At 72.1% G+C, this 21,597-nt stretch carries 15 protein-coding genes; 6 read left to right on the top strand and 9 right to left on the bottom strand.

The annotated features are described in order from the left end of the window. Positions 1–44: 44 nt before the first annotated feature. Entirely contained in the window at positions 45–2,873 is a 2,829-nt protein-coding gene (locus tag QFZ76_RS31145) for a protein kinase (RefSeq protein WP_307676802.1), read from the bottom strand. Positions 2,874–3,071: 198 nt separating this feature from the next. Beyond that, on the bottom strand, positions 3,072–5,291 hold the full coding sequence (locus tag QFZ76_RS31140; RefSeq protein ID WP_307676801.1) for a serine/threonine-protein kinase: 2,220 nt from the start codon (positions 5,289–5,291) through the stop codon (positions 3,072–3,074). 170 nt (positions 5,292–5,461) lie between these two features. Between QFZ76_RS31140 and QFZ76_RS31135 the strand changes: the two genes are divergently transcribed. Further along, positions 5,462–6,505, top strand: coding sequence for a serine hydrolase (locus tag QFZ76_RS31135; protein WP_307676800.1), 1,044 nt, complete (start codon positions 5,462–5,464; stop codon positions 6,503–6,505). A 95-nt stretch (positions 6,506–6,600) separates the two neighbouring features. Here QFZ76_RS31135 and QFZ76_RS31130 read toward each other — a convergent pair whose 3' ends face one another. After that, the gene (locus QFZ76_RS31130) at positions 6,601–8,307 is read right to left on the bottom strand and encodes a glycerol-3-phosphate dehydrogenase/oxidase (RefSeq protein ID WP_307676799.1); all 1,707 of its coding nucleotides are present in this window, start codon (positions 8,305–8,307) and stop codon (positions 6,601–6,603) included. Positions 8,308–8,600: 293 nt separating this feature from the next. Here QFZ76_RS31130 and QFZ76_RS31125 point away from each other — a divergent pair, with 293 nt between their 5' ends. After that, entirely contained in the window at positions 8,601–9,809 is a 1,209-nt protein-coding gene (locus QFZ76_RS31125) for a nucleotide sugar dehydrogenase (RefSeq protein WP_307676798.1), read from the top strand. A gap of 146 nt (positions 9,810–9,955) precedes the next feature. Beyond that, entirely contained in the window at positions 9,956–10,501 is a 546-nt protein-coding gene (locus tag QFZ76_RS31120) for a hypothetical protein (protein WP_307676797.1), read from the top strand. A 79-nt stretch (positions 10,502–10,580) separates the two neighbouring features. Here QFZ76_RS31120 and QFZ76_RS31115 read toward each other — a convergent pair whose 3' ends face one another. The 4 genes from QFZ76_RS31115 to QFZ76_RS31100 all read right to left on the bottom strand — a co-directional run bounded on the left by QFZ76_RS31115 (position 10,581) and on the right by QFZ76_RS31100 (position 14,950). Then, a complete protein-coding gene (locus QFZ76_RS31115; protein ID WP_307676796.1) occupies positions 10,581–11,705 on the bottom strand; it encodes a GuaB3 family IMP dehydrogenase-related protein in 1,125 nt (374 codons plus the stop codon). A 116-nt stretch (positions 11,706–11,821) separates the two neighbouring features. Continuing rightward, positions 11,822–13,330, bottom strand: coding sequence for an IMP dehydrogenase (gene guaB, locus QFZ76_RS31110; RefSeq protein ID WP_307676795.1), 1,509 nt, complete (start codon positions 13,328–13,330; stop codon positions 11,822–11,824). A 154-nt stretch (positions 13,331–13,484) separates the two neighbouring features. Then, positions 13,485–14,072 (bottom strand): sigma-70 family RNA polymerase sigma factor, encoded by a 588-nt coding sequence (locus QFZ76_RS31105; RefSeq protein ID WP_307676794.1) that lies wholly within the window; start codon positions 14,070–14,072, stop codon positions 13,485–13,487. A gap of 266 nt (positions 14,073–14,338) precedes the next feature. Beyond that, positions 14,339–14,950, bottom strand: coding sequence for a response regulator transcription factor (locus QFZ76_RS31100; RefSeq protein ID WP_003948568.1), 612 nt, complete (start codon positions 14,948–14,950; stop codon positions 14,339–14,341). A 381-nt stretch (positions 14,951–15,331) separates the two neighbouring features. On the opposite strand from QFZ76_RS31100, the gene QFZ76_RS31095 reads away from it, so the two are divergent. Beyond that, a complete protein-coding gene (locus tag QFZ76_RS31095) occupies positions 15,332–15,661 on the top strand; it encodes a WhiB family transcriptional regulator (RefSeq protein ID WP_307676793.1) in 330 nt (109 codons plus the stop codon). Between the two features lie 61 nt (positions 15,662–15,722). Here QFZ76_RS31095 and QFZ76_RS31090 read toward each other — a convergent pair whose 3' ends face one another. Further along, positions 15,723–16,619, bottom strand: coding sequence for a LysR family transcriptional regulator (locus QFZ76_RS31090; RefSeq protein WP_307676791.1), 897 nt, complete (start codon positions 16,617–16,619; stop codon positions 15,723–15,725). Between the two features lie 80 nt (positions 16,620–16,699). Here QFZ76_RS31090 and QFZ76_RS31085 point away from each other — a divergent pair, with 80 nt between their 5' ends. Together QFZ76_RS31085 and QFZ76_RS31080 are read left to right on the top strand one after the other, a co-directional pair. Beyond that, on the top strand, positions 16,700–17,368 hold the full coding sequence (locus QFZ76_RS31085) for an MOSC domain-containing protein (protein ID WP_307676790.1): 669 nt from the start codon (positions 16,700–16,702) through the stop codon (positions 17,366–17,368). A 98-nt stretch (positions 17,369–17,466) separates the two neighbouring features. Further along, positions 17,467–18,240: an SDR family oxidoreductase gene (locus QFZ76_RS31080; RefSeq protein ID WP_307676789.1), complete on the top strand. Its 774-nt coding sequence runs from the start codon at positions 17,467–17,469 to the stop codon at positions 18,238–18,240. On the opposite strand, the gene QFZ76_RS31075 is transcribed toward QFZ76_RS31080, so the two are convergent. Beyond that, positions 18,203–21,589: a hypothetical protein gene (locus QFZ76_RS31075; RefSeq protein ID WP_307676788.1), complete on the bottom strand. Its 3,387-nt coding sequence runs from the start codon at positions 21,587–21,589 to the stop codon at positions 18,203–18,205. The genes QFZ76_RS31080 and QFZ76_RS31075 overlap by 38 nt on opposite strands. Positions 21,590–21,597 lie beyond the last annotated feature (8 nt).

The following is a 21,597-nucleotide window of genomic DNA, read 5'->3' as shown; positions in this document are numbered from 1 at the left end:
GGTAGCCGGAGGCGTCCGTCAGTCGTCCCCTCGTGGCCCGGAGTTCAGCCGGTGACCTGATACGTCTCCGCCGCCTGCTCGTACAGCCGCGTCACCTCGTCCCGCTCGGCCTCCGGTCCGCGCACCTGCACCACGTGGTACTTCCCGTCGACCAGCATCGCGAGATTGCGCACGAACAGCTCGCGCCCGTCGTCGCCGGTCCAGGTGAACTGCCCCTCGGCCATGGTCCGTCCGCCCACCTGAATCGTCTTCAGCCCGGTCGCGGTGGCCCAGCTGGAGTCCCGGTACGGCTGCAGCTCGGGCTCCTTCTCCCGCTGGTACACCATGGGATCGCTGCCGTCCTCGGCCGCGCTGTCCCGCCCCGGTACGACGATCAGCTCGAAGTTCCCGTGCGCGTACACCACCTGCCCGCGCCCGTTCTCCGCCGTGCGCTCCCAGCCGTTGGCCACGGCGACCTGGAAGCCCGCCGTGTCCTTGCGCAGGGTGAAGCCGTCGGCGACCTCGGGCCCGCCGGTCTGCGTCCCGGTGGCACCGGCGGACGTCGAGGGACTGCTCTGGGGCGACCCGGGCGAGGTCTGGTCGGGCCGCGGCTCGCTGCTCGCCTCCGGAGACTGCTCGGGCGCGTTGCTCACCTCACCGGCGGTCCCGGTCCGGTCCCCGGCACTCTGGTCGCTCGGGTCGGCCTTCGGCATGAAGAACATGGCGTACGCGACCCCCGCGGCCAGCACCAGCAGGATCACCAGAAGCAGGTTCCGCCCGAGACTCCTCGGTGAACGGGCCTCCTCCCGCGCCCGCTTGTGCCGCCCGTGCGCACCCGTCGCGGGCAGCCCGGCCCGCCGCCTGCGCACCAGCTCACCCCGACGGCGTACGACGGGCAGCCGGCTGGTGCCGACGGGCGGCGCGGCGACGACGTGCGCGCCGGCCTCCGGCTCGGGCGCCGAACGCACCAACGAACGCAGCCAGCCCCGCAGTTCCTCGAAGTCCAGCCGCTCGGTCGGGTCCTGCCGCAGCAGCGACTCGACGACCGGCCTCAGCGGCCCGCACTCCTCGGCGAAGGCGGGCGGCTCCGCGCACACCAACTGCACCAGCTCGGCCGTCGACTCCTCCGGATACGGCGCATGCCCCTGTACGGCCCGGAACAGCAGCGCCCCGAGCGCCCACAGGTCGGTGGCGGGCCCGATCGGCGCCGCCAGCTGCCAGTTCTCATGCACGGGCCCGGCCTGCTCCGGCGCCCACCGCTCCGTCACGGGCCCCACCACGGCCATCCGCGCGTGCCGAGCCCGCTCGGCGGCCAACGCGGTGGCCGGCCCCCGCCGCACGGGAGCCCCCGCGGCCGGCTCGTCCCAACGGCCGGGCGGCGGCGCGGAGGCACCGGACAGCGCGGGAGCGGGAGAACCGTGAGAGACCGGCGCCGCGGCGCCGTAGGGCGACGGGGCCGGGATCCCGGGCGCGGTCGCCCCGAGCCCCGCGGACGGGGCGGTGGGCGTCGCTCCGGGCGGCGCGGTGACCCCGCCGACGCCACCCCGGGGCGCGGCCCCGTGCCAGGACGTGGCACGCACACCGTAGGGATCGGCTATCTGCCCCGGAGCAACGCGCCCGGCCGGATCCTGCACACCGTTCGCGCCGGGGTACGGAGCTTGCTGCTGACCACCGTTCGCCGTCGGGTACGGAGGCTGCGCACCGTTGCCGCCGCCGTACGGCGACCCCGCCGCCCCGTTGGCGTGTGCGGCCGGGTCACCCTCGGGTGCGGGGCGGGCTCCGGGCAGTGCCGCCCGTCCGCTCTGCTGGGCCTCCTGGACCCGGGCAGCGGCCCGAGCCCCCGCGCGATACGCGGCGATCGCCCCGGCCCGCGCCGCCCGGATGTCCGTACCGCCGTCGACGTCCCTACGGGCAACCGCGGACGAGGCTCCCACCCCGTTCGCGCTTCCCGGCTCCGCGCCGGGAGCCGGCAGCCCCCCGGCCTCCCGTGCCTCGATGGCGGCCCGCCGAGCAGCCTCGGGATCGCCCCCGCCGAAGCCTCCGCCACCACCGACTCCAGGGGCTCCACCGGGCCCGATCGGCACACCCCCGCCAACTCCACGCGCACCCGGCCCGACCGGCACCCCGCCGCCAACTCCACGGGCACCACCAGCACTACCGCCACCAGCAGGTCCGCCGGCACCGCCGGCTCCCCCAGCAGCAGCCGGGGCGGCTGCCGGGTCACCGAACTCCTCGCCCCCGGCGCCCCATTCGGCCGCCTCGGCCGGCACCGGGTCGTATCCGCACAGCGCTTCCTCGGCCGCGCCGACCGCGAGGCCGGTCAGCATCACGCGGCCGTCGTCGCAGACGAGCACCGTGCGAGCGGTGACGTTCCGGTGCACCCAGCCGTGCGCGTGCAGCACCCGCAGCGCCATGAGGACGTCGGAGGCCACTTCGGCCGCCCGGTACGGCGAGAGCGGCTTCTCCGCGAGCAGCGCCGCCAGCGGCCGCGCGGGCACCAACTCGCTGACTATCCACAGCGACCCGCCGTCGGCGAACACGTCGAAGACCTGGTCGAGCCGAGGGTGGTCGGGAATCCGGGCCGCGGCCTGCGCGGCCTCGACGGCCCGCCGTACGGCCGGATCGGTCGGCCGCCGGGCCGCCGCACCCGCCGGAGCGCGCCGCGCTCCCCGCTCCCGGGCCGCCCGCGGATCCCGCGCCGTGAACCCCTCCGGCAACCCCTCCGCGTCGAGCACTTCGGCCTCGACGACCTCGGGCAACGGGACCTGCCTGACCAGGACTTCCTGCCCGCTGTAGGTGTCGAAGGCGCGGCTCTCGGTGAGTTCGTACTCGTCGGAGGGCGGCAGCGGCAGGCGGTAGCGGTCGGCGAGTACCCGTCCCGCATAGTCGTCCACGTTGCCTCCCCCGGCCGCCCGGCTGGTCAATTCCGTTCGCCTCACGGCCCGTTCTGTACCCATACCTGGATGCGTACGGTCCGCAAGCACTCACGATACGTGCCGGAGGCAACTCGCAAAGAGGGGATTCCAGATCTCAGGTCTCAATCAAGAAACCGAACAGGGTGTCGATCACACCCCGCCCCGCCCCACGCCGCCTCACGACTTCGGTTCGAACGTCTCCGCCAGCGTCTGCCAGGTCCCCTCGCGCAGCTCGCTGCCCCACTGGGCGTCCTTCGCCGTGTACATCAGCGCATATCCGAGTTGGCCGTTGACGACGAACCCCCGGTCGATCGTCCGGTACTTCGTGCCGCTCTCCGAGTAGGTGAACTCCCAGTCGGCCGTGTTCCAGCCGCGGTAGTCCACCTCCTCTATTCGGATCCTCTCGTACTGAGAGCGCGTCATGTAGCGCTCCTGGCTCTTCCAGTCCGCCACCGGGTCGCCCTTCGGCGTGGACGTCCAGGCCACGAGCAGCTTCTGTCCGTCGGGCCCGGTGAAACGGTCCCCCGCCGACCCCGCCGACTGGTACTTCCATCCCTCGGGCAGCCCGATCGAGTACCCCTGGCTCCCCTGGTGCGTCGTCTTCACCGCGGCGCCGCCGCCGGAACCGGAAGAGCCTTCGGCCGAGCCACTGCCGCCGGACGCGCTCGCGTCGGCGCTCGCCGTGCTCCCGGCGCCCGCGGACTCGGTCGCCGAGCCGTCCGTACCCGTACCGCCGTTCTCGTCCTCCTTGGTGTCGGCACTCGCGCTCGCACTGGCCGACACCTTGCTGCCACTGCCCTTCGCCCCGTCCGAGCCGCCGTCGTCACCGAGGGTGAGGGCCAGCACGGTGCCGATCACGGCGAGCGCCAGGACCACCGCGATGATCACCAGCGTCCGTCGCGGCACCACATCGGTGAGCGGCGCCCTCGGCACGGGCCGCGGCGGCAGATCCGGCGGCGTCATCACGGGCCAGCCGGAACTACGCCCACCCGTCGACGCGTTGGCCCCCGCGCCACCCGCGGCCGTACCAGCTTCCCGCGCACCCGGGTCACGAGGGCCGGGCACCCCACCGGAAGCCGAGCCCGAGCCCGCGGCCCCGCTCGACGCGGCCTTCCCCGAGGAGCCGGCCGCACCGGCACCCGAGGCGCCCGTACCACCGCCGGCCGCGGAGTCCGCCGTACGTCCACCCGCTCCGGATCCCGACGTACCCGACGCAGCACCACCGGCCCCAGAGACAGCGGTACCGCTGTCCCCCGAACCGGAACCGGAATCCGAACCCGATCCCGAACCGGCGCCCGAATCCGAACCCGAATCGGTCGTACCTTCCCTGGACTTGGTCCGGGACGCGGCCGCGGAGGACGCCACGGCACCCGCCGCCCCGGCGGCCTTCCGCACGGAACGCAGGGCTCCGCGGAACCGCTCGCCGGCCTCCTCGCCCCGCTTGCCCCGGTCCGCCCGCTCGTCGGGCTGCGGGGGCAGCGGCACGACCTTCGTCGCGTCCGGCTCCGGCTCCGGCTCGGCCGCCTTCGGCTCGGGTGCGTGGATCACGGCGTTGAGCATCGCCCGCGCGCCCGCGTCGTCGAGCCGCTTGGCGGGATCCTTGTTGAGCAGGCCGTAGATGACGTCCTTCAGCGGCCCGGCGTTCTTCGGCTCCTCCAGCGGCTCGGTCATCACCGCGGTGAGGGTCGCGATCGCCGACCCCTTGTCGTACGGCGGCGCCCCCTCGACCGACGCGTACAGCAGCCCGCCCAGCGACCACAGGTCGGCCGCCGGTCCCGGCTTGTGCCCACGGGCCCGCTCCGGGGAGATGTAGGAGGGCGCGCCGACGAGCATGCCGGTCGAGGTGATGGACGGGTCGCCCTCGACCTGGGCGATGCCGAAGTCGGTGAGCACGACCCGGCCGTCGTCGGAGATCAGCACGTTCGACGGCTTCACGTCACGGTGCAGGATGCCCTCGCGGTGCGCGGACCGCAGGACGTCGAGGACCGCCAGACCGACCTCCGCGGCGCGCCTGGGCTCCAGCAGGCCGTCCTCCCGGATGACCTCGGCGAGCGACTTGCCCTCGACGAGCTCCATCACGATCCACGGCCGGTCGTCCTCGTCGACCACGTCGAAGACCGTCACCGCGCTGTTGTTGCGGATCCGCGCGATCGCCTTGGCCTCGCGCAGCGTGCGCGTGATCAGCCGTCGCTTCTCGTCCTCGTCGATGTTCGACGGGAACCGCAGCTCCTTGACGGCGACCGTCCGACCCAGGGTCTCGTCCTCGGCGCGCCACACCGTGCCCATGCCACCGCGGCCGAGCACCCCTCCCAGCCGGTACCGCCCTGCGAGGAGACGCTCGTGGTTGTCCTGACGAGTCTCCTGACGGGATGTCCCCGCCCGCTCCGCCTCCGACATGCGTCCCCTCATGCAACCCGCCCTGACAGAGCCTCCATTGTCCCTCACCCGACAAGTGCCCAACGCCCAGGGTGCCCCTGACCGCACCTGTGGCCCTTCACACGGTGCCCCGGTGAACCTCCCGTTCCACCGCCCTGCATGATGGGCCGCGACAAGGGAGGACACGCGCGATGCCACCGCTACGGACGCTGTCGGCCCTGCCCGTGTGCCTGGTCCTGCTCGCCCTGGGTTCCGCAGCCTCCTCGGCACCCACCGCCCCGCCCACGGACGCCGTCCTTCCGCTGCTGGTCACGCGGGGTGGCGCCCCCGCCGCGGCCCTGCTGGCCCGCGAAGAGACAGGCACCCGCTATGTCCAGAGCGGTCCGGGCATCGCCCGCGCCCAGCACTTCCGGGCCGGCAGCATCACGAAGACCTTCATCGCGACGGTCGTCCTGCAACTGGCCGCCGAACACCGGCTGAAACTGTCCGACACCGTGGAGCAGCACCTGCCCGGTCTGGTGCGGGGAGCGGGCAACGACGGCCGCGCGCTGACCCTGCGTGCCCTGCTCACCCACACCAGCGGCCTGTACGACTTCACCGCGGACACCGGCGGCGTCGTCCCCGTTGCCCCTCTTCAAGCCGTACGCATCGCACTCACCCACCCCCCGGCCGACCCCGGCCGCTACTCCTACTCGAACACCAACTACGTCCTGCTCGGCCTGGTCGTCAAGCAGGTCACCGGTCGCTCGTACGCCGCCGAGGCCGAGCGCCGGGTCATCGCTCCGCTGGGTCTGACGGGCACCTCCTTCCCTGGCTCTCGCCCGACTCTCCCCTCCCCGCACGGCCGCGCCTACGCCGCCGACGGAACCGACGTCACCGAACTCGACCCGCGGGTGGCCGGCGCCGCGGGCGAGCTGGTGACCACGCTCGCCGACCTGGACCGCTTCTACGCCGCCCTGCTCGGCGGACGGCTCCTGCCCCCGCACTGGCTGCGCGAGATGCTCGACACCCGCACCGCACACGGCTCGTACGGCATGGGCCTCTACCCGGTGAAGCTGCCGTGCGGCACGACGGTGTGGGGGCACAACGGCCGCATCACCGGCAGCTACGTGCGCACCGCAGCCACGGTGGACGGCCGCCGTGTCCTCACCTTCCGCGTGAACACGACGGCGCTGGCAGATCCCGGCCTCGAACGCCGGCTGCTCGCCGCCGAGTTCTGCCCCCGCACCTCGTAGAACGGCCGGGTTCCGAACGAAGATCCCGGTTCACGACACCCGTTCGGGTGACATGGGCGCGGTGGGCCGGGGCTCGGTCACCCCAGCCGGAAGCCCTACAGCGGCACGATGTCCGGCGCCCCCAGCCGCGCCGCGTCCGCCGTCAGGTCGTCCGGCTGGCGCTGCGACTCCCGCTCTGCCTCCACCCGCTTCTCGTAGTGCTCGACCTCGCGCTCGATCTGGTCCTTGTCCCAGCCCAGCACCGGCGCCATCAGCTCGGCGGCCTCACGGGCGCTGCGGGTGCCCCGGTCGAAGGTCTCGATGGAGATGCGGGTGCGCCGGGTCAGCACGTCGTCCAGGTGCCGCGCACCCTCGTGCGAGGCGGCGTACACGATCTCGGCGCGCAGATAGTCGTCGGCCGCATGAAGGGGTTCGCCGAGCGAGGTGTCCGAGGCGATGAGGTCGAGCACCTCCTCCGCCAGCGCGCCGTACCGATTCAGCAGGTGTTCCACGCGCACCGTGTGAAGCCCCGTCCGCGCGGCGATCCGCGCTCGCGCGTTCCACAGCGCCCGATACCCCTCGGCGCCGAGCAGCGGTACGTCCTCCGTCACGCACTCGGCGACGCGCATGTCGAGCCCGTGCACCGCCTCGTCCACCGCGTCCTTGGCCATCACCCGGTACGTCGTGTACTTGCCGCCTGCCACCACCACGAGCCCGGGTGCCGGATGCGCCACGGTGTGTTCGCGCGACAGCTTGCTGGTGGCGTCCGACTCGCCGGCCAGCAGGGGCCTCAGGCCCGCGTACACACCCTGGACGTCGTCCCTGGTCAGCGGCACCGAGAGCACCGAGTTGACGTGCTCGAGGAGATAGTCGATGTCGGCGCTGGACGCGGCCGGGTGCGCCTTGTCGAGGTCCCAGCCGGTGTCCGTCGTACCGATGATCCAGTGGCGGCCCCACGGGATGACGAACAGGACGGACTTCTCGGTGCGCAGGATCAGGCCGCTCGAGGAGGTGATGCGGTCCTTGGGCACGACCAGGTGGATGCCCTTGGACGCCCGGACGTGGAACTGCCCGCGCTCTCCCACCATCGCCTGGGTGTCGTCGGTCCACACACCGGTCGCGTTCACGACCTGCTTGGCGCGGACCTCGTACTCCCCGCCCGCCTCGACGTCCTGCACCCGGGCGCCGACCACGCGCTCGCCCTCGCGCAGGAATCCGGTCACGCGCGCGCGGTTGGCGACCTTCGCGCCGTAGGCCGCCGACGTACGCACCAGGGTCGCCACGAAGCGGGCGTCGTCCATCTGGGCGTCGTAGTACTGCAAGGCGCCGACCAGCGCGTCCTTCTTCAAGGCGGGAGCGATCCGGAGGGCGTGACGGCGGCTCAGATGCCGGTGAACGGGCAGGCCCCGGCCGTGTCCGCGGGCCATCGACATGCCGTCGTAGAGAGCGACGCCCGACCCGGCGTACAGCCGCTCCCAGCCCCGGTGCTGAAGCGGGTACAGGAAGGGCACCGGCTTGACCAGATGCGGCGCGAGCCGCTCCAGCAGCAGGCCGCGCTCCTTCAGCGCCTCGCGGACCAGCGCGAAGTCGAGCATCTCCAGATAGCGCAGGCCGCCGTGGATCAGCTTGCTGGACCTGCTCGACGTGCCCGACGCCCAGTCACGCGCTTCGACCAGGCCGACGGACAGGCCCCGGGTCACGGCGTCGAGCGCGGTGCCCGCGCCGACCACTCCCGCGCCCACCACCAGCACGTCCAGCTCGCGCTCGGCCATTGATGCGAGTGACTCGGCGCGTTGCGCCGGGCCCAGTGTCGCTGTCCTCACCGCTGCCTCCCGCTGTCGGTCGTGCCGGTGTCACCCTTGAGGAGTGGCCCGGTTCATTTCCCCCATGCCCAAATTCTGACCGGCTTGCCCGAGTTCAGCCACCAGGGGCCCCCAGCCTGTGGACAACTTTCACGGACCCGCGGAACAACACTCACCGACCGACGCGAAGACACACGTCATCAATCCAGCATATCGGTCATATTTACTCCTAGTCTGACATTGCACTCGCCCATCCTGTCCACAGGGCTTGCGCACCTGTCCCGCTTCGGTTACTGGGAAGGACGGCCCACGCCATGCCCGCAGATCTCGCCGTGATCGGACTCGGCCCCTACGGACTGCCCCTGGCCCAGGCCGCCGTCGCCGCCGGCATCCCCACGATCGGCTACCGCACCGGCCCCGAGGCCGGCTCCCTCAGCCCCGCCGAACTGCGCCGGATGCTCTCGGGGGGCTTCCGGCCGACCACCTCGCCCGCCGAACTCGGCCGGGTACGCACCGCCGTCATCTGCTCCCCCACCCCACGGGGAGCGGACGGCGGACTCGACCTCACTCAGGTGGAGGCGGCCGCCCGCACCCTGGCCGCACACCTGCGCCCGCACACCACGGTCATCCTGGAGTCGCCCGTCCAGCCGGGCACCACGGAGGACTTCCTGCGCCCCCTCCTCGAAGAGGGCTCCGGGCTGCGCGCGGGCCGCGACTTCCACCTCGCCTACTCCCCCAGCCGCGTCGACCCCGGCAACCGCGACTTCACCCCCGCCACCACCCCCAAGGTGATCGGCGGCCTCACCCCCGCCTGCACCGAGTCCGCCGCCGCCTTCTACGGCCGTCTCACCGACAAGGTGGTACGCGCGCGTGGACCGCGCGAAGCGGAGACCGTGCAGCTCCTGGAGACCAACTACCGGCACGTCAACATCGCCCTCGTCAACGAAATGGCCGTCCTGTGCCACGACTTGGGCGTCGACCTCTGGGACGTCATCCGCTGCGCGGAGACCAAACCATTCGGCTTCCAGGCCTTCCGCCCCGGCCCCGGCGTCGGCGGCCACGCCGTCCCCCAGGACCTCACCGCCCAGGCCGGCCGCACCCTGCGCATGGTCGAACTCGCCCAGCAGGTCAACCACCAGATGCCGCGTTACGTCATCCAGCGCGCCGCCGCCCTCCTCAACGAACACGGCAAGTCGGCGCGCGGCGCCCGCGTCCTCCTCCTCGGCGTCACCTACAAGCCCGACCTCGCCGACCAGCAGTCCACGCCCGCCCAGGAGATCGCGACCCGCCTGATGGAGCTCGGCGCCTCCGTCAGCTACCACGACCCGCACGTCCCGTCCTGGAACGTCCTGGACCGCCCCGTCCCCCGCGCGGACTCCCTCTACGAGGCCGCCGCCGACGCCGACCTCACGATCCTCCTCCAGAACCACCGCACGTACGACCTCCAGGGCCTGTCGGTGAAGGCGCAGTTGCTGCTGGACACGCGAGGGGCGACGCCGACCGGGGCGGCCCACCGGATCTGAGGGCGAATTTCCGGGTGAACCGGGCAGGGCTGCCTGCTAGTCTTCGGCGACTCGTCGCACATGCGTACCCGAGTCCGTCGCACGTTCGTGCGCGCACCACACCGCTCGTTCACCGGTCCCGCGAGGGACATGGGGGGATTTCTGTCATGACCCAGTCAACGCCGCCGCCGCAGCCGGCCGAGGGCAACCCGTACGCGCAGCAGCCGGCCGAGGGCAACCCGTACGCCCAGCAGCCGGGAGCCATGCCGCCTCCCCCGGCACCGTTCGCCCCGGCGCCGCCCGCCCCGGCCCGCGGCAATGTCGCCCTCGGCCTGGTCGTCGCCGTCGTCGCAGCCCTGGTCACCGCCGGCATCTACGGCGCCATCGTCGGCGCCACCGAGTACGAGATCGGCTACGCGGCCGTCGGCGTCGGCTTCCTCATCGGCCTCGCCGCGGGCAAGCTCGGCGGCCCCCACCCGGTGCTGCCCGTGGTGAGCGCGGTCTTGTCGCTCGGGGCCGTCTACGCGGGCCAGCTCATCGGCATCGCCATGATTGGCGCCGACGCGAGCGGCATGTCCGTGATGACGATCCTCACGGACCACTTCGACGTGGTGACCAAGAGCTGGAGCGACGAGGCCGACCTGCTGACCTTCGTGTTCCTCGGCGTCGGCGCGTTCGCCGCGTTCTCCGGCGCCAAGAAGGCCGCCGCGTAACGACGCACCCGGTACGCACCCGCCGCGTACGGAAGGGGCCGCCCACCTGATGGTGGGCGGCCCCTTCACGTCGTGCCGACTAGCGCCGGTGCACGGAGTCCGCCACCGTCACCTCGACGCGCTGGAACTCCTTCAGCTCGCTGTACCCGGTCGTGGCCATCGCCCGCCGCAGCGCCCCGAAGAAGTTCATCGAGCCGTCCGGCGTGTGGGACGGGCCGGCGAGGACCTCCTCGATCGTGCCGACCGTGCCGAGGTCGACCTTCTTGCCGCGCGGCAGCTCCTCGTTCACCGCCTCCATGCCCCAGTGGTGGCCCTTGCCCGGCGCGTCGGTGGCGCGGGCCAGCGGGGAGCCCATCATCACCGCGTCGGCGCCGCAGGCGATGGCCTTGGGAAGGTCGCCGGACCAGCCGACGCCGCCGTCGGCGATCACGTGCACGTACCGGCCGCCGGACTCGTCCATGTAGTCACGGCGGGCAGCGGCCACGTCGGCCACCGCCGTCGCCATCGGGACCTGGATGCCCAGCACGTTGCGCGTGGTGTGCGCCGCGCCGCCGCCGAAGCCGACCAGGACGCCGGCCGCACCGGTGCGCATCAGGTGCAGGGCCGCGGTGTACGTGGCGCAGCCGCCGACGATCACCGGGACGTCGAGCTCGTAGATGAACTGCTTCAGGTTCAGCGGCTCGTGCGAGCCGGAGACGTGCTCCGCCGAGACCGTCGTACCGCGGATGACGAAGATGTCCACGCCCGCGTCCACGACCGCCTTGGAGAACTGGGCGGTGCGCTGCGGGGAGAGCGCGGCGGCGGTGACCACGCCCGAGTCGCGCACCTCCTTGAGGCGCTGCCCGATCAGCTCCTCCTTGATGGGAGCGGCGTAGATCTCCTGGAGGCGGCGGGTCGCGGCCTCGACCGGCAGGCCGACGATCTCGTCCAGCAGCGGCTGCGGGTCCTCGTGCCGCGTCCACAGGCCCTCGAGGTTCAGCACGCCGAGGCCGCCGAGCTCACCGATACGGATCGCGGTGGCCGGGGAGACGACCGAGTCCATGGGGGCGGCCAGGAACGGCAGCTCGAATCGGTAGGCGTCGATCTGCCAGGCGATCGAGACCTCCTTCGGGTCCCGCGTACGGCGGCTGGGGACGACGGCGATGTCGTCGAAGGCGTACGCCCGGCGGCCGCGCTTGCCGCGCCCGATCTCGATCTCAGTCACGTGTGTGGCCTTTCCCTGATGCGTTTCAGCGTCTTCCAGTATCGCCGACAGGTACGACAAGGGCGGCCCCGGATGCTCCGGAGCCGCCCTCGGCCTGCTTCACGCGCGCGTGCGGGTCACTTGCTGCGGCTGTAGTTGGGCGCCTCGACGGTCATCTGGATGTCGTGCGGGTGGCTCTCCTTGAGACCCGCCGAGGTGATCCGGACGAACCGGCCGTTGTCCTGGAGCTCGGGGACGGTCCGGCCGCCGACGTAGAACATCGACTGGCGCAGGCCGCCGACCAGCTGGTGGACGACCGAGGAGAGCGGGCCGCGGTAGGGCACCTGGCCCTCGATGCCCTCGGGGACGAGCTGCTCGTCGGAGGCGACGCCCTCCTGGAAGTAGCGGTCCTTGGAGAAGGACTTGCGGTCGCCGCGGGACTGCATGGCGCCGAGCGACCCCATGCCGCGGTACGACTTGAACTGCTTGCCGTTGATGAACATCAGCTCGCCCGGCGACTCCTCGCAGCCCGCGAGCAGCGAGCCCAGCATCACCGTGTCGGCACCCGCGACCAGGGCCTTGGCGATGTCGCCGGAGTACTGGAGGCCGCCGTCGCCGATGACCGGGACGCCGGCCTCCTTGGCGGCGAGGGCCGCCTCGTAGATGGCGGTGACCTGCGGGACGCCGATGCCGGCGACGACCCGGGTCGTACAGATGGAGCCGGGGCCGACGCCGACCTTGATGCCGTCGACACCGGCGTCGATGAGCGCCTTGGCGCCGTCACGGGTGGCGATGTTGCCGCCGATGACGTCGATGCCCGTCGAGTTCGACTTGATCTTGGCGACCATGTCGCCGACCAGGCGGGAGTGGCCGTGCGCGGTGTCGACGACGATGAAGTCGGCGCCCGCCTCGATCAGGGCCTGGGCTCGCTCGAAGGCGTCACCGGCCACGCCGACCGCGGCGCCGACCAGCAGGCGGCCCTCGCCGTCCTTCGCGGCGTTCGGGTACTTCTCCGCCTTCACGAAGTCCTTGACCGTGATCAGGCCCTTGAGGACACCGCCCTCGTCGACCAGCGGAAGCTTCTCGATCTTGTGCTTGCGCAGCAGCTCCATGGCCTCGACACCGGAGATGCCGACCTTGCCGGTGACCAGCGGCATCGGCGTCATGACCTCGCGCACCCGGCGCGCCCGGTCGGTCTCGAAGGCCATGTCGCGGTTGGTGACGATGCCGAGCAGCTTCTTGTTGCCGTCGGTCACCGGGACGCCGCTGATGCGGAACTTGGCGCACAGGGCGTCGGCCTCGCCGAGCGTGGCGTCCGGGTGGATCGTGATCGGGTCGGCCACCATGCCGGACTCGGAGCGCTTCACCAGGTCGACCTGGTTGGCCTGGTCCTCGATGGAGAGGTTGCGGTGCAGAACGCCGACGCCGCCCTGGCGGGCCATCGCGATCGCCATGCGCGACTCGGTGACCTTGTCCATGGCGGCGGACAGCAGCGGGATGTTGACCCGCACGTTCTTGGAGACGTACGAGGCGGTGTCGATCTCGTCGGGTGCCATGTCCGACGGGCCCGGCAGCAGCAGCACGTCGTCGTAGGTCAGCCCGAGTGTCGCGAATTTTCCGGGCACTCCGTCGACGTTGGCAGTCATGACACCTTCCCCAAATGGCCTTGATCGGTGCGGATGTCCATGCTAACGGGAAGCTCACCTCCCGAATTCCACGGTGCCGGGTGACTCCGGGCTTCGTATGTTCGTACGGACTCCGGTGGACGCCCGTTCATCAGGGGCGGCGCCCAGCGGACGCCTACTGCTCGGCCAGCGCCCGCAGCCTGCTCAGTGCGCGGTGCTGGGCGACCCGGACCGCTCCGGGTGACATTCCCAACATCTGGCCGGTCTCCTCGGCCGTGAGGCCCACCGCGATCCGCAGCAGCAACAGCTCCCGCTGGTTCTCGGGCAGGTTGGCCAGGAGCTTCTTGGCCCATTCGGCGTCGCTGCTGAGCAGCGCCCGCTCTTCCGGGCCGAGCGAGTCGTCCGGCCGTTCCGGCATCTCGTTCGAGGGGACGGCCGTCGAGCCGGGGTGCCGCATCGCCGCCCGTTGCAGGTCGGCGACCTTGTGCGCGGCGATGGCGAAGACGAACGCCTCGAAGGGGCGGCCGGTGTCCCGGTAGCGCGGCAGAGCGAGGAGGACCGCCACGCAGACTTCCTGGGCGAGGTCCTCGACGAAGTGCCGGGCGTCGCCCGGGAGACGGGACAGACGGGTACGGCAGTAGCGCAGCGCCAAGGGGTGGACATGGGCGAGCAGGTCATGCGTGGCCTGCTCGTCCCCGTCTACGGCGCGGTGGACGAGCGCACCGATCGCCCCTCGGGCAGTGCCCGCCTCGTCGTCGCGCATCGGTCCATGGTGCCTTGGCGGCGTCCGATGCGTGGCATCGCCCTGGTCGTTGTGCACCGAAGCGTTATGAGCAGGTGCGCCGGAACTCATCCCTTGCGCCCTCCCCTCCCGCTCGATCGACTCGTCCCCGAGGAACTCCACACCCTCAAGGATGCGGCATCCGCGCCGAAACGGGCAGCGGGCACCCGGCGGGCCCCGTTGTCACCCCCGCCCACCATGAGGTAGGCGGGGATTTCCGCACCCCCGCTACAACCCACGCGGGGGACCTAGCGCACCAGGCCCCAGCGGAAACCGAGCGCCACGGCGTGCGCGCGGTCCGAGGCGCCGAGCTTCTTGAAGAGCCGTCGGGCGTGGGTCTTGACGGTGTCCTCGGAGAGGAACAGCTCGCGGCCGATCTCGGCGTTCGAGCGGCCGTGGCTCATGCCTTCGAGGACCTGGATCTCGCGCGCGGTGAGCGTCGGCGCGGCGCCCATCTCGGCGGAGCGCAGCCGGCGCGGGGCCAGCCGCCAGGTCGGGTCGGCGAGGGCCTGCGTCACGGTGGCGCGCAACTCGGCGCGCGAGGCGTCCTTGTGCAGGTAGCCGCGGGCGCCGGCGGCGACCGCGAGCGCCACGCCGTCCAGATCCTCGGCGACGGTGAGCATGATGATGCGCGCTCCGGGGTCGGCGGACAGCAGCCGCCGGACCGTCTCGACGCCGCCCAGTCCGGGCATGCGTACGTCCATCAGAATCAGGTCCGAGCGGTCGGCGCCCCAGCGGCGGAGGACTTCCTCGCCGTTGGCCGCGGTCGTCACGCGCTCGACGCCGGGCACGGTCGCGACCGCGCGGCGGAGCGCCTCTCGGGCAAGCGGGGAGTCGTCGCAGACGAGGACGGATGTCATGGCCGTCCTCCGCAGCTGATGCACGTCACCTTGAGCCTCCAGGCTGGTACGAAATCGTCACCTGTGCGGTCGACCGTCTCGGACGCCTGCCCGAGCTCTTGTTGCTTCAACCGCCTCCGCCCTCTCAACGACGGTCACTCGAAAGAGTTACGGGGCCGTGTGCCATCTTCGGCACTCTACGTGAGGGCGCGGACACGGTGCAGACATGTGCGGCGGGCCCACAACGTTTCGCCACAAGCCGTGCCCCATTCAGACCCATTTCTTCCCATTCGCTGGTGTCTGAGGCTAGATTCGCAATGAGTCATATTTTCATCTCCTTAGATCGTAGATGTACGGTCGTGGACACCGTATCCGCCCAGAACGGCTACAAGGGGTCACGCAATGGCAGATTTCTCCCGCCTTCCCGGACCGAACGCGGACCTGTGGGACTGGCAGCTCCTGGCCGCCTGTCGCGGGGTGGACAGCTCGCTCTTCTTCCATCCGGAGGGTGAGCGTGGCGCGGCCCGGAGCGCTCGCGAGAACTCGGCCAAGGAGGTCTGCATGAGGTGCCCGGTCCGCGCGCAGTGCGCGGCGCACGCGCTGGCGGTGAGAGAACCGTACGGCGTCTGGGGCGGGCTGACCGAGGACGAGCGCGAGGAGCTCATGGGGCGGGCCCGCCACCGGCTGGTGTCGGCGTCGGCGGCAGCCGGGGACGACCCTTCGAGCAACTGACCAACTGAAGGAACGTTTCTGCAGGATGGGCACGCGCAGGCGTGCCCCTATTTTTGCCCCGTCAACGGTCGGCCGCGCGCGCCAGCTGGTCGAGCGTCGCCGCCACCGCCGGCACCTGGGCCAGGTCGGGCAGCGTGAGCGCGACGATCTCCCGCCGGACCGCCGGTTCCAGCGTCACCGTGCGCGCACCCCGCGGCCGTACGGACTCGACGGCGAGCTGGGGCAGGACGGCGACGCCGAGACCGGCGCCCACCAGGCCCACCACCGCCGGATAGTCGTCGGTCGCGAAGTCGATGCGAGGGGTGAAACCCGCGCTCTCGCACACCTCGACGAGCTGGCCGCGGCAGCGCGGGCAGCCCGCGATCCACGGTTCCGTGGCGAGTTCGCCGATGGCGACGGATTCCGCGCGCGCGAGCCGGTGCCGCTCGGGTACGAGGGCGACGAGCCGGTCGGTCAGCAGCGGCCGTACGACGAGGTCGTCCCACTCCTCGGCGCCCGCCGCCCCCTCGTACCGGAAGGCGAGTGCCAGGTCGCAGTCGCCCTCGCGCAACAGGGCGACGGACTGCGGCGGTTCGGCCTCCTCCAGCGAGACACGAGTCCCCGGGTGTGCGGCGCGCAGGGCCGCCAGCGCCGTCGGTACGAGGGTGGAGCTGCCGCTGGGAAAGGAGACGAGCCGGACCCGCCCGGCGCGCAGGCCCGCGATGGCGGCGACCTCCTCCTCGGCTGCGGTGAGCCCGGCGAGGACCCCGGCGGCATGCCGCACCAGCGCCTCGCCGGCCTGGGTCAGCCGCATCTCGCGTCCGCTGCGGATCAGCAGGGGCGTGCCGACGGACGCCTCCAGGGCCTTCATCTGCTGGCTGACGGCGGGCTGGGTGCAGCCCAGTTCGCGCCCCGCCGCCGAGAAGGAGCCGGTGGCGGCGACGGCGCGCAGCACGCGGAGATGACGGGCCTCGATCACCCCGTGAGCATAAGCGGAACTTGGGGCTCTCGCAGAAAACTCTGTCGACACTTTGGGGAGGGTTCGCCTACCGTGCGCTCATGAAGCTTCTCTCGGTGAATCTCGGCCGCGCGAAGGCCGTGCCGTACACGGACCAGCCGGAGGGTCTGACCGGCATAGACAAGCGGCCGACCGACGCGCCCGTGAAGGTGGCCGCGCCCGGGCCCAAAGGCGTCGGGGCGAGCGGGCTGGCCGGGGACACCGTGTGCGACACCCGGCACCACGGCGGCAACGACCAGGCCGTGTACGCGGTGGCCCGCGAGGACCTGGACGACTGGGAACGCGAACTGGGGCGCACGCTCGCGAACGGCGCCTTCGGGGAGAACCTCACGACGGAGGGCATCGACGTCTCCGGCGCGCTGATCGGCGAGCGCTGGCGCGTCGGGTCGCAGGTGGTGCTGGAGGTCAGCAGCGGGCGGATCCCGTGCCTCACCTTCCAGGGGCACATGGGTGAGCAGCGGTGGGTGAAGCGGTTCACGCAGAAGGGCGCCTCGGGTGCGTACCTGCGGGTGATCGAGCCGGGCGAGATCCGTGCCGGGGACCCCGTCGAGATCGTCCACCGGCCCGACCACGACGTGACGGTGGCCCTGGTGTTCCGGGCGATCACCACCGAGCGGCAGCTGCAGCCGCGGCTGCTGGCGGCGGGCGAGGCGCTGCACTCCGAGGCGCGGGAGTGGGCGCGGAAGTACGTAGAGAAGCGCGGAGCCTGACGAACACTCGACGGGGCTGCCGCTCGCCCGCCCGTCACACACCAAAAGGCCCTTTCCAGGGAGCGGACGCGCGCACTCCGGGTCATTAACCTTGCGCCATGACAACGGCTCTCATCACGGGTTCCACCGCGGGCATCGGTGCCGCCTTCGCGCGACGGCTGGCGGCGGACGGGCACAACCTCGTCCTGGTCGCCCGCGACACCAGGCGGCTGCGGGAACAGGCGACCGAACTGCACGACCGGCACGGCATCGAGGCGGAGGTCGTCACGGCCGACCTGGCCACCGACGACGGCATCGAGACGGTCGCCGCCCGGCTCGCCGACCGCAGAAACCCCGTCGACCTGCTGGTCAACAACGCGGGCTTCGGCAACAAGGGCCGCTATCTCGACGTATCCATGGCCGACGAGCTGATGATGCTCAAGGTGCACTGCGAGGCGGTACTCCGACTGACCTCGGCGGCGACCGAGGCGATGCGCGAGCGCGGCCGCGGAGGCGTCGTCAACGTCGCGTCGGTGGCCGCCTTCGTGCCCCGCGGAACGTACGGCGCGTCCAAGGCGTGGGTCGTGCAGTTCACCCAGGGGGCGGCGAAGGATCTGGCGGGAAGCGGGGTGCGGTTGATGGCGCTGTGCCCGGGCTTCGTGCGGACGGAATTCCACCAGCGGGCCGGGATGGGGACGGACAACATCCCGGGATGGATGTGGCTGGACGCGGACAAGCTGGTGGCGGCGGCGCTCAACGACCTCGCACGGGGGAAGAGCGTGTCGATTCCGGATCCTCGGTACAAGGTGATGATGGGAGTGGTGAAGGTGGTGCCTCGGGGGTTGCTCGGAGGGCTCAGCTCCAGGACGGGGCGGAAGTACGGGCCGCAGTAGGGTCGCGCAGGGCCTCGACGACCCAGGAAACCGATCGCGCTTCCAGGCGTACGACGGCCGGGAGGGCGTCGAGCCACGAGCCCTCACCGAGGAGGAGACGTACCGCGAGTTCGCAGCCGACGGCCGGGGCGACGACGGGGGCGAGGGCCACGGCCGCGGACGGGCCGACCCGGAGCGGGTCGTCGTCGAGGCGGGCCAGCCGTGCGGCGCGGGTGTGCCGGCCGGCGGCGGCGAGGCAGGCGATCAGGGTGTCCATGGCCTCTTCGGGCAGTTGCTCGACCAGTTCCTCGGCGTAGTCGTCCCAACCGGTGTCGACCAGCGCGGCGATCACCCCCTCCGGGGCATCACGCCCGTCCGTCACGATGTCCACGGCGGTCCGGAGCGCGGCGCGTGCCGAGTCGTCGTCGCCCGCGGCTCGCCACGCGCGGTACAGCCGGGTGGATGCCAGGACGACGTCCGAGGCGACGTCCCTGGGCCTGACGTCCATCGCCTGCTGGAGTTCGTGGAGCAGTTCCAGGGCCTGTTCCTGGTCGCCCGTGACGGCCATCGCCTCCGCGACGGCCGCGAACGCCGCGGTCCGCAGGTGCGGACCCTCGATGTCCTGGGCGATCTCCGACGCCTTGGCCGTCCGACCTGCCTCGGCCAGTTTCCAGGCCGTCTCCGCACGCAGCAGGTCGACCAGCTGCCGGTCCGGCGCCACCAGCGACATCAGGACCTTGGCATCCCCGTACCGTGCGGCCTCGGCCAGGCCGCGCAGAATCGCCCGCCACGCCTCTTCGCACTGGTACGGCTCGAAGGTCGTGAGAAGCAGCGCCTCGGCTCGCCTCAACTCGCCCACCGTGGCCAGCCCTTCGGCGACCCGGGCGGTGACGGAGTCGTACGCGAGCCGGTCCTTGTCGGAGGCGTCCGCCGCGGGACGGGGTGGCAGGACCCGCTCGACGCCGTCGAGCACCGCGCGGGCCGCTGACGCGTACCCGGCGTCCCAGAGGTCCTCGGCGACCTCGGTGAGCTCCCACGCCTGGTGACCCGTCGGGATCTCGTCACGCATCGTGGTCTCGAGGCGCGCGATGAGACTCGTGGCCGCTTGGACATGCCCGGCCTTCGCATGGACCACCGCACCACGGATCAGCGCGTCCGTGGCCGCCCACGGACTCGCCAGGCCCGCCGCGGCGGCCTCGGCCTCGTCGTACCGCCCTGTCGCGGCCAGCGCTTCGACAACGGCTACGGCGACCTCTGTGCGGGCACCGCTCGATGCCGGAATGCGCGCGGCACACGCCTGGGCCTCAGCGATCCTGCCGTCGCGCACCAGCGCGCGGGCCAGCTCCGCTTCCGCGTCGCGCCGGAGCCACTCGTTGTCGATTCTGCCCGCCCAGGCCTCGGCCCGGCCGAGCTCCCCCTTCCCGGCGCACAACGTGACCATGAGCCTGAGCAGGTTCGGGTCCTTGGGACGCTCCGCGAGGGCGGCATCGACCAGCGCCTCGGCTCTGGCGAACGCACCGGCCCGGCTGAGCATCCTCGCCACCGGCGAAGCGGTCTCCTCGGCGATGACGAGCCTGCGGACCTCGTCGAACAAGGCGTCCGCCCGGGCATGTTCGCCGGTGCCCGCCAGGGCCAGCGCAACGCGGGCGAGCGCGGTGGCCCGCCGCGATCCGCTCGTCTCCGAACGGGCCAGCTCCTCCGCCTGTGCGGCCCGTGCGGTGTCCGCCCAGAAACCCACCACGTCGACGACCAGATACGTCTCGTTGTCCCGCACCTCCTCGGCGATGCGATCGGCGAGCCGGTCCGCACGGTGGCGGGCCTGCGGACCGCACGCGACAAGGGCCTCGAGTACGGCGGCCAGGGCCTCCGGTCCGTCCTGGAGGTTGGTGCCGTACAGCTGTGTCTCCGCGTCGGCCAGGGCTGCGAGGGCCTGTCGATGTTCGCCGCCCGTCAGCAGGACCCGGGCGACCTCGGCCAGTGCGCGCACGCGCAGATGGGAGTACGGAACGGCGTGCGCGAGCGCCACCGCCTTCTCCGGCTGCCCCAGCTCGGCCCATGCCCGGCACAGCGTCGCCGATATGCGGGTGTTCCGGTCGCGCAGCCTCGTCCGCCGCACCGCGAGCCGCAGCAGCCACAACAGATCGGCGGACGCGTCCTGGGCCACCCGCTCCCCCGCGTTCCGTATCTCCGTCAGCGCCGCCGCGTCCGAGCCCGTGACCTCCAGCATCCGGTCATGACGTGCCTCGTCGACGGCCAGCTCCACCAGCCGGCCCGCGTCTTCGGCGGCGCGCACCAGCCGGAAATACCCGCGCAGCAGATACTCCGGCGTGTCCGGCGGCCAGCCGCACTCCCGCCACTGCTCCGCCCAGGAGTGCAACTTGGCGCGGTAGCGGTCGAGTTCGGGGCCCCCGAGCATCTGCTCGGCCTGGCTCTGGAGTTCTTCGTGGCCCAGGAGGTACACCCGCACCCGCACGCCGAAGGTCCGCCCGGCCCGCGTCCGCAGCACGTCCCGCACCCGGTACGGCACCGCCCCGGTCAGCGCCGCCAGGTCCTCGGCCGTCAGACCGCCGCCCGCGGCCGTCACCAGGGCCAGCAGGTCGTACTCCAGACCGCCGGCCTCGATCAGCTCCTTCAGTTCGCGTTCCGCCTCGGTGCGGATCGCCTCGGCGTACGGGGAGTGCGGCAGCGTGCGGACGATCCCCGGGTCGCGCAGGGGATGGTCCGCCGGTACGTCACCGGGCAGCGGAGGGTTGAGCCGGCCCGCGACCAGGACCCGCGTCCCGGCTCGCGGGTGAGCCGGCAGCAGGCTGGCGATGCTGTGCGCCTCGGGGCCGGTCGTGACGCCCCGGTCCTCGTCCAGGCCGTCGACCAGCAGGACGAGGCGTTCGCCGCGCTGCTCGCAGGCGTGGGCCGCCGCGCCGTACAGATACAGGAGATGCGCCTCGCGGGTGGACTCGGTCAGGTGGGCGGGCAGGCTCTCGCCGGCCAGCTCGGCCAGCTGTTCCAGTACGACGTCGACGTACGCGACCACATCGTTCTGCGCGCCCAGCCGCGCCGTCACGAAGAACGGGACGATCCGCACACCCGGTGGCGGATGCAGCGCGAACCACGACATCAGGGCCGTCTTTCCCGCCCATGCCTCGGCACGCCACCAGGCGTACGCCGGGCCGGACTCCGCGGTGCAGAAGACGGCCAGGTCGGCCAACTCCCGCTCACGGCCCACCAGTTCGGGCGGAGAGATGCGGCGGACCTGCTCCCAGTACGACGAGCGCACCCGCGGGGCCAGCAGGACGCGGTTGTGGTCGCCTGTGACGGCCACCTCGATGTCACCGCCCGCGGCCACCGACCGCTGCTTCCCCCACCAGCGCATGGCGTCAT

Origin of the sequence: Streptomyces sp. V4I2, from assembly GCF_030817655.1 — a bacterium.
GTDB lineage: Bacteria > Actinomycetota > Actinomycetes > Streptomycetales > Streptomycetaceae > Streptomyces > Streptomyces plumbiresistens.
The sequence above is the reverse complement of the archived record's forward strand: the minus strand, read 5'-3'. Positions and strand labels throughout refer to the sequence as shown.

Bases quoted from the DNA above. Each gene is read 5' to 3' on its own strand.
- QFZ76_RS31120 (WP_307676797.1), top strand. From the start codon at position 9,956: ATGACCCAGTCAACGCCGCCGCCGCAGCCGGCCGAGGGCAACCCGTAC.
- QFZ76_RS31095 (WP_307676793.1), top strand. From the start codon at position 15,332: ATGGCAGATTTCTCCCGCCTTCCCGGACCGAACGCGGACCTGTGGGAC.
- QFZ76_RS31100 (WP_003948568.1), bottom strand. From the start codon at position 14,950: ATGACATCCGTCCTCGTCTGCGACGACTCCCCGCTTGCCCGAGAGGCG.
- QFZ76_RS31125 (WP_307676798.1), top strand. From the start codon at position 8,601: ATGCCCGCAGATCTCGCCGTGATCGGACTCGGCCCCTACGGACTGCCC.
- guaB (WP_307676795.1), bottom strand. From the start codon at position 13,330: ATGACTGCCAACGTCGACGGAGTGCCCGGAAAATTCGCGACACTCGGG.
- QFZ76_RS31075 (WP_307676788.1), bottom strand. From the start codon at position 21,589: ATGCGCTGGTGGGGGAAGCAGCGGTCGGTGGCCGCGGGCGGTGACATC.
- QFZ76_RS31080 (WP_307676789.1), top strand. From the start codon at position 17,467: ATGACAACGGCTCTCATCACGGGTTCCACCGCGGGCATCGGTGCCGCC.
- QFZ76_RS31105 (WP_307676794.1), bottom strand. From the start codon at position 14,072: ATGCGCGACGACGAGGCGGGCACTGCCCGAGGGGCGATCGGTGCGCTC.
- QFZ76_RS31135 (WP_307676800.1), top strand. From the start codon at position 5,462: ATGCCACCGCTACGGACGCTGTCGGCCCTGCCCGTGTGCCTGGTCCTG.
- QFZ76_RS31085 (WP_307676790.1), top strand. From the start codon at position 16,700: ATGAAGCTTCTCTCGGTGAATCTCGGCCGCGCGAAGGCCGTGCCGTAC.
- QFZ76_RS31140 (WP_307676801.1), bottom strand. From the start codon at position 5,291: ATGTCGGAGGCGGAGCGGGCGGGGACATCCCGTCAGGAGACTCGTCAG.